Raw genomic sequence first — 1439 nt, 5'->3', positions numbered from 1 at the left:
CTAGCACTACTTTGGCAGTTTAGATTCTCGGGCGTGTGCCAGCAGCTTCTGACAGTGCGGGCATCTGCCGGGTGGCGACCGCATGAAGAGGTCGAGAATGGCTTGTCTAACCGCTGGCATGCTCGGTAGTGGCGGTGGACCGCCGACTCTTTTTTTTCCGTCCCGCAGCTTTAAGGCGGCGGGCTTGGAGAAAGGCGTAGGCGATCATGGTCATCAAGGCGTGTCTATGTAATCCAGTCCATGATCGACCTTCGAAGTGGTCGAGACCGAGCTCTTCCTTCAATTGCTGATGTGCCTGTTCACAGATCCATCTGGCCTTAATCGTGGCGGCAAGTATCTTGAGGCTCGTATCGGATGGTAAGTTGGACACATAGTATTTTTGTTCGCCAGTCGACCGGCGTTCGCCGACGAGCCAGATCTCCTCGCCTGGCATGCATTGCATGCGATTGTCGAGCATCCGGTGCTTATGACCATCCGCAACGCGGACACGTCGAGCCGCAAACAAGCATGTCAGCCGGCCTTTAGTGCCACGCCGCCAGCTTATCTTGTGCCATTTCTCGCCAGACAGCATCGCCTCGGCAGAGACCGGCGGCTGGTCCGGGATGTGATATTGACGGCGCCTGCCGCTAGTCGCCACCGGGAAGATCAGATCAACATCGGCCGGATATACGTTTTGACGCCGCGATAATCCGACTGTCCACAGCAAACCGCGCTCACTCAGAGCTTGACGAAAAGCGCTGCTCGACCCGTAGCCCGCGTCAGCAAGCACACAGCCAAAACGAGAGCCTGAAGCGATGACACGATCAATCTCTTCGATGGCGATCTCCGGCTTTGTAAGAGCGACCTGTCGATCCTTCGGGACGCGCGCCCGCTTCATCCGCTCAGGATCATTCGTCCATGTGTCGGGCAGGAAGAGCCGAAGGCCCACCATCACGGGCACTTCGCGCGAGGCCAGGGTCACAGACACCAGTGACTGGCAATTGGATGTCTTGCCAAGCGACGAAGCGTATTGAGGCGCGACGCCAACTGAATATTGTCCCTTCTTCGGTAATGCTGTGTCGTCGATGACGAGAAAGCCCGCCTGATCGCCGACCAGACGATCGGCCTCCTTCAGTAGCGCGGCCTCCAGCGGAGAGCTGTCCCAAACCCCGGCCGCAACAAAATGATGAAGCTGATCGTAGCCGACATCGTCTGCGCGCGCGGCCATCGGTTGCACGCTCTTACGGTCGCCTGGCCCAATCAGTCCCGCAATGTAAAGCGGACACATCCTGCGTCGGGCTCGATGTGAAAGACCCGCCAAAAATGGCTGAAGCCAGTGCTCCAGGTCGTCCATCAAATCAGCATTCATCACCAGCTCCCTTCAAAAGCTGGTTCCTTATGAATCACCGAAACTCCGCGGAGGGAAGCCCTAAATAATCAATCTGCCAAAGTAGTGCTAG

Annotated in this window: 1 pseudogene; it reads right to left on the bottom strand. The window is 57.3% G+C overall.

Annotated elements, in window-relative coordinates:
- Positions 1-19 precede the first annotated feature (19 nt).
- Positions 20-1348: pseudogene (locus FIC94_RS22285) on the bottom strand (IS701 family transposase).
- Positions 1349-1439 lie beyond the last annotated feature (91 nt).

Source organism: Ochrobactrum teleogrylli, from assembly GCF_006376685.1.
Taxonomy (GTDB): Bacteria; Pseudomonadota; Alphaproteobacteria; order Rhizobiales; family Rhizobiaceae; genus Brucella; species Brucella teleogrylli.
Note: the sequence above shows the minus strand (reverse complement) of the source record. Positions and strands in the feature narration are given on the sequence as shown.